At 60.0% G+C, this 6,731-nt stretch carries 3 protein-coding genes; all 3 read right to left on the bottom strand.

What is annotated here, in order from left to right:
- Positions 1 to 68: 68 nt before the first annotated feature.
- The gene (locus AC1DLB_RS17265; protein WP_477785337.1) at positions 69 to 2,762 is read right to left on the bottom strand and encodes a putative bifunctional diguanylate cyclase/phosphodiesterase; all 2,694 of its coding nucleotides are present in this window, start codon (positions 2,760 to 2,762) and stop codon (positions 69 to 71) included.
- Positions 2,763 to 2,997: 235 nt separating this feature from the next.
- Positions 2,998 to 4,392, bottom strand: a complete 1,395-nt coding sequence (locus AC1DLB_RS17270; RefSeq protein WP_477744214.1) for an alkaline phosphatase D family protein — start codon at positions 4,390 to 4,392, stop codon at positions 2,998 to 3,000.
- A gap of 347 nt (positions 4,393 to 4,739) precedes the next feature.
- Entirely contained in the window at positions 4,740 to 6,710 is a 1,971-nt protein-coding gene (gene aceF / locus AC1DLB_RS17275; protein WP_477744213.1) for a dihydrolipoyllysine-residue acetyltransferase, read from the bottom strand.
- Between the last annotated feature and the right edge of the window lie 21 nt (positions 6,711 to 6,731).

The following is a 6,731-nucleotide window of genomic DNA, read 5'->3' on the forward strand; positions in this document are numbered from 1 at the left end:
GATCAGTCCTCTCAGTCAGGTTGAGATGTAAATACAGACTGCCAGTTTGCCCGAGTGTTACGTCGCTGTCAGGCGATTGGGCCGCGTGGGTAGCGTTTGAGCTTTTCGATCAGCTCGGAGCCCGGGATCGGTCGGTCGAACAGGTAGCCCTGGCCGACGTCGCAGCGGTGGCGGCGCAGGAAGGCCAGTTGCTCGGCAGTCTCGATGCCTTCAGCCACGACCTTGAGTTTCAGGTTGTGGGCCATGGCAATCACGGCGGAGGTGATTTCCATGTCGTCCTGGTTGTCGGGGATTTCGTGGATGAAGCTTCGATCGATCTTGATGATGTCGATCGGGAATTTTTTCAAGTAACTGAGCGACGAGTAACCGGTGCCGAAGTCGTCCATCGCCAGGGTCAGGCCCAGACGCTTGAGCTGATCGAGCTGCAAGTGCGTGTCTTCGGTGGCTTCCAGCAGCAGGCCTTCGGTCAGTTCCAACTCCAGCAGGTTCGCCGGCAGCGCTTCTTCCTTGAGGATGTTGGCGATGGACGCCACCAGGTCCGGGTCGGAGAACTGCTTGGGCGACAGGTTGATCGCCACTTGCAGGTTGCCCAGGCCAGCGGCGGTCAGGTCTTTGCTCATGCGGCAGGCCTGACGGGCGATCCATTTGCCGATCGGGATGATCAGCCCGGTTTCTTCGGCCACGCTGATGAATTGGTCCGGGCGGATCATGCCTTTTTCCGGATGGTTCCAGCGCAACAGCGCTTCCATGCCCAGCAAGCGACCGCTGCGCAGGCACAGCTTGGGCTGGTAGAACACGTCCAGCTCGTTCTGGGTCAGGGCTCGGCGCAGGTTGTTTTCGACGAACAGTTTGTAGCTGGCCTCGGCGTTCAGCGCTTCGGTGAACACTTGCACCTGGTGTTTGCCGTTGGCCTTGGCCTTGTGCAGCGCCAGGCCGGCGTTGCGCATCAGCGTCTGTGGGTCGCGACCGTGCAGCGGCGCGCAGGCCAGGCCCACGGAGCCGGTGACGCTGATCAACTGKTTGTCGACGAACATCGGTTTGTCGAGGGTTGCCAGCAATTGATTGGCAACCTGCTGGCCCGCCGAGAGGTCAGTGTCGTCCAGCAGCACCGCGAATTCGTTACTGGCAAACCGCGCCAGACTGCCGCTCGAACTCAGGCTGTTGCGCAGGCGCCGCGCCAGGCTGATCAGCAGTTTGTCGCCGGTCTGGTGGCCGAGGCTGTCGTTGATCCGCTTGAAATTGTCGATGTCCACCAGCAGCAGGCTGATGGGTGTATCGCTGTCTCGGGCGAAGCGCTCATCGAGGTTGCGGATGAACGCCGGGCGGTTGCCGAGGTTGGTCAGGTTATCGGTGTAAGCCAGGCGCTCGATTCGTTGCTGGGCGAGCTTGGTCTGGGTGATGTCTTCGTAGATGCCGATGTAGTGCGTCAGCTCACGGTTGTCGCCGTAGACCTTGGAAATCGACAACTGGCCCCAGTAGGGTTCGAGGTTTTTACGTCGGCTCTTGAACTCGCCCTGCCAGCTGTTGCTTTTGGCCAGCGCCGACGGAGCGTCGAACAGCAGTTCGCTGAGGTTTTCCAGCGCCGGCAGTTCCGACAGCCGCTGACCGTGGACTTCCTCGGTGGTGTACTGGGTGATCGCGGTGAAGCTTGGGTTGACGTACTCCACCACGCCGTCGCAATTGACCAGCAGAAAGGCGTTGGCGCTTTGCTCCACTGCACGCTGGAACAGGTGCAGGGCGCTGGTGGCGGTACGGCGGTTGTGGTTGTTGATGACTTGGGCGAATTGATCCGCCAGTTCGCCGGCAAAGGCGATTTCGTCCGATTGCCAGGCGCGGGTCGCCCCGATCTGTTCCAGGCAGAGCACGCCGACCACCTGGCCATCGACGCGGATGCTGGCGTCGAGCATGGCGTTGACGTCGCGCGGGCGCAGGTACTCGGCGATTTCCCGGGTGCGCGGGTCGCGCATGGCGTTGTGGGCGTCGATGGCGCGGCCGGTGTGCAAGGCCTCGAGGTAATCGGGAAAACCACTGGCGTCGATCGGCTTCGGCAGTTGGTGATTGCGGGTGGCACGGTGATAGGCCGAGATCGGCGTCAGTAGCGAGCCATCGAGGTTCCACAGGCTGGCGCAGTCGATTTCATAGATGTCGCAGGCGCTGCGGGTGATCAGTTCGGCGGCTTCTTGCAGGGAGTTGTTGGTGCTATAGCGCTGGCGGGTCAGCAGCAGGATCAGGTCTTGCTGGGCGCGCACCCGGTCCAGGTGCTGCAGTTGTTCCTGCTGGGCACGTTGATTGAGTTCCAGGGCGATTTGCAGGCGTGAGTTCTGGGTTTCCAGATCCAGCGCCGGCAGCAAGGGTTCGCCGTCGAACAGGCCGTCCACCACCATCAGGTAGCCGCGCAGCAGGTGCCGATTGTGTTGTTTGTAGGCTTCGCCAAGTTCCAGCAGGCTCAGAACGCCGGCGGCGGTGTGCAAGGTGTAGCGGATCAGGTAATGCGGGCTTTCGGTGAGTTGCTGCTGGATCGTGTCATGCAGTTGATAGCGCGCTTCGGGCTCCATCAGGCTGGCGTAGGGCGAGCCGACCAGAGCACAAAGCTCCACCGCCGGCAGGCCGAACTGTCGTTCGCAATTAGGATCGAGAAACAGCAGCGCCCAGCTTGGTTCATTCAGCCGTTCGAAACGCAGCATGCCGAGCCGCGAGGGCACAGGCAACTGCGTCACTACCTCGGCCACCATACGGCTGGCGGCATCGGGTTGGCTTTTCATTGAAGGAAACTCGCTTCGAATATGCTGATCGCGCCGGGCTCTCGCCCTCTTTACTGTTGCCTGCGGCAAGGTTGCATCATTGCGACACCGACTGACAAGAGACATGAAGGCCAAGTGCTATAAGAATATGTCGGCAGGCGCACAGTTTTCTCCAGCGAGGCGTCAAAAAGTAATGTTGTGGGCCAAAAGATTGCAGCCCGTAGGGGCTGCCGAAGGCTGTGATCTTTTCGAGGGATCAACGAAATTTGATGCTGATCGACTGCAATGGCTTGCCATCCCGATCGTGATAATTGACGCGAACCTGCTCGGCCTCGACGATCAGATGCGCGAAGTTGTCCTGGCTGATCACCTCGCTGGTCAGTTCATGCCGATAGTCGCCTGCCGCTGTTCGGGCCAGGGCCTGATCGAGGATGAAGGTCGATGCCTTGGCGTACGGCAGCAGTTTGCTGTTGCACAACGGTGAAGACACGATGGTGTGGACTTCGAAATCCGGGTCCTCGCTGTGGGTCAGGCGACTGGTGAGGGAGCCGTGGACATCGCCGGAGATGAACAAGACGTTTTTGATACGGCGTGTACGAATCGTCTCCAGCAGCCGTAGGCGTTGCTCCGGGAAGGCTTTCCAAGCGTCATCACCGTGAAGTTTACGGTCGGGATAGAACATGACACTGGTGACCACGAATTTGACCCGGGCCGGGTTATTGATCAGCCATTTGAGCAGGGCCTGTTCCTGTTCTTCGTCAAGGATGCGCCGGTCGTTGGCCGACAGATTGCGTCGGGTTCGACTGTCGGTGACAAACCACCCGATATCACCCTCGGAGAACTGATACCAATACTTTTCCAGTCTTTTGCTTACTTGCCCATTGGCCAGCAGCTCATACGTGGGGCTGTGACTGGCTTGATATAACTCATATGCTGCAATGGCGTTTTTGTATAAGTAATCATCGGCGTTACTTTTGTTGGCGGGCCAGTTGTCTTCTATTTCATGGTCGTCGAGGATCATGTAAGTCGGCATGCCCGACATTAACTTGGAAATATGAGGCTGCGAAAAGGCTGTGCGGTATTTTTTGAGAATGTCCTTGTATTCCCGGTCGGGGGCCACGAGGTTCAAGTCGTCGACGTAAATCTGATCGCCAGTCATCAGCATGGCACTGACGGGCGGTTCGGCGCTGTCCGCCAGGCTGTTGATCGAGGCAAAAATCCGGTCGCCCAACTGTGGGGCCGACGCAATGCCGGCGGTCATTCGCAGGTAACGACACGAGCCGACGATATAGGCCCGTGGCTGGCAGATTTTGCTGGACTGCGTGCGAAAGCGGTAAATCTCCCGTGGCCATTGCAGCGGCAGTTCCTGAACTGTCTCCACGGTATGCACCGGGCTCATGGGGCTGAACCAGCCTGCCTGGTACTCATAGTCGGTGTCGGTGACCAGGTCATTGAGTGCAATGACATCGGACATGTCGCGCAAGACGGACAGTTTTGCAAATACGCCTTTGGACCAGAGTTTCTCGCCTGTGCGTCGATAACGGATGCCCGCAAATACCAAGGCGTCGTTCTGTAATTCACCGCGCAAGAAAATACGCGCATGGTTAGTTGTGGTATGGCCGATAATTGGGCCGACAGTTGGTTTGAACATGTTCGAATCCATTCGAGGTAATGCTAACTAAGCAAATTAAGTCATCGAGGTTTCTATTAGAAATCTCCGAACTAAGCCTAGTTATTGGCTGGAGAAAAATATCGGGCAGAAGTGGACTGGGGTTGTAGGTGGCGTAAGCCTTAGATGTAGGAATAAGGCACGAAGAGGGTCAATCCCGTAGCAGCAGCCTCGCAAGCTCGACAGCTGCTACATAGGATGCTGAAACGCGGAGGGCTTTCTTCAGGGCAAAAAAAAGCCCCGCCAAATCGACGGGGTTGAGGTACGAGCGTGGCGCTCGGAAAACGTGGAACGCGATTGGCCCTCCGTGAGGGGAGGGCCAGTCGGTGTTACAGCAGGATGGTGCGGATGTCCGCCAGCAGGTCGCTCAGACGCTTGGTGAAGCGTGCAGCAGCGGCGCCGTTGATCACACGGTGATCGTAGGACAGCGACAGCGGTAGCATCAGTTTCGGCTGGAAGGCTTTGCCGTCCCAGACTGGCTGGATGGTTGCCTTGGAAACACCGAGGATCGCCACTTCCGGCGCGTTGACGATCGGCGTGAAGCCGGTGCCGCCAATGTGGCCGAGGCTGGAAATGGTGAAGCAGGCGCCTTGCATCTCGTCCGACGAAAGCTTCTTGGTCCGGGCTTTCTCAGCCAGGGAAGCAGCTTCGGCGGCCAGTTGCAGGAGGCTCTTCTGGTCGACGTTCTTGATGACCGGTACCAGCAGGCCATCCGGGGTGTCGACGGCGAAGCCGATGTTCACGTATTTCTTGCGGATGATCGCTTTGCCGCTTGGTGCCAGCGAGCTGTTGAAGTCCGGCAGTTCCTTGAGCAGGTGTGCGCAGGACTTGAGCAGCAGCGGCAGGATGGTCAGCTTGACGCCGGCCTTCTCTGCAACGGCTTTCTGGGCGTTACGGAACGCTTCCAGCTCGGTGATATCCGCCGAGTCGAATTGCGTCACGTGCGGCACGTTCAGCCAGCTGCGGTGCAGGTTGGCAGCGCCGACCTGCATCAGGCGTGTCATCGGCACTTCTTCGATTTCGCCGAAGCGGCTGAAGTCCACGACCGGAATCGGCGGGATGCCCGCGCCGCCGGTTGCACCAGCTGCAGCGGCCGGAGCTTCCTTGGCCTTCTGCATCATGGCCTTGACGTAAACCTGAACGTCTTCCTTCAGGATGCGACCGTGCGGACCGCTGGCGCCGACAGCGCTCAGCTCGACGCCGAACTCGCGAGCCAGTTGACGCACGGCAGGGCCGGCGTGAACTTTCGCGCCAGGCTTGGCAGGAGCAGCAGCCGGGGCAGCAGCCGGGGCAGCAGCAGGAGCGGCGGCAGCCGGAGCGGCAGCGGCAGGCGCTGGAGCACTCGGCGCGGCAGCGGCAGCCGGAGCCGGGGCTGCAGCAGGTGCCGCGCCTTTGACTTTCAGCTTCAGGATCAGGTCGCCGGTACCGACTTCGTCATCCAGCTTGATGGAAATGCTTTCCACCACGCCAGCGGCAGGCGATGGGATTTCCATGCTCGCCTTGTCGGATTCCAGGGTGATCAGCGACTGATCGGCGGCAACAGTGTCGCCAGCCTTGACCAGTACTTCGATGATCTTGGCCTTGCCCGCCGAACCGATGTCCGGGACGTGAATGTCCTGAACGCTGTCGGCAACCGGTGCAGCCGGAGCCGCGGCGGCTGGCGCCGGAGCAGCGGCAGCAGGCGCAGCAGCCTGGGCAGGAGCGGCAGCAGCAGGGGCCGCAGCACCCGCCACTTCCAGATCCAGAATCAGGTCGCCCGTGCCGACTTCGTCGTTGAGCTTGACGCTGATGGCCTTGACCACGCCAGCAGCGGGCGAAGGGATTTCCATGCTGGCCTTGTCGGATTCCAGGGTGATCAGCGACTGATCAGCCTCGACGGTGTCGCCGACCTTGACCTGGATCTCGATGATCTGGGCCTTGCCCGACGAACCGATGTCCGGCACGTGCACTTGCTGGATGCTGGCAGCAGCCGGCGCGGCAGCAGGCGCCGCTGGCGCAGGTGCGGCAGCCGGTTTGGCTTCAGCTTTGGCAGCTGGCGCAGCAGCCGCAGGGGCTGGCGCAGCGGCACCTTCGACTTCCAGTTCCAGCAGTTCGTCGCCTTCTTTCAGGCGATCGCCCAGCTTCACTTTCAGGCTCTTGATGATGCCGGCCTTAGGCGCAGGCACTTCCATGCTCGCCTTGTCCGATTCCAGCGTCAGGATGCTCTGATCGGCTTCGATACGGTCGCCGACCTTCACAAACAGTTCAATTACTTCACCTTCACCGCTGCCGATGTCAGGTACGCGAATGAGTTCGCTCACAGAGTGTCTCCTCAGCAGTCC

The sequence above is a fragment of the Pseudomonas sp. 05N434 genome (assembly GCF_056396965.1).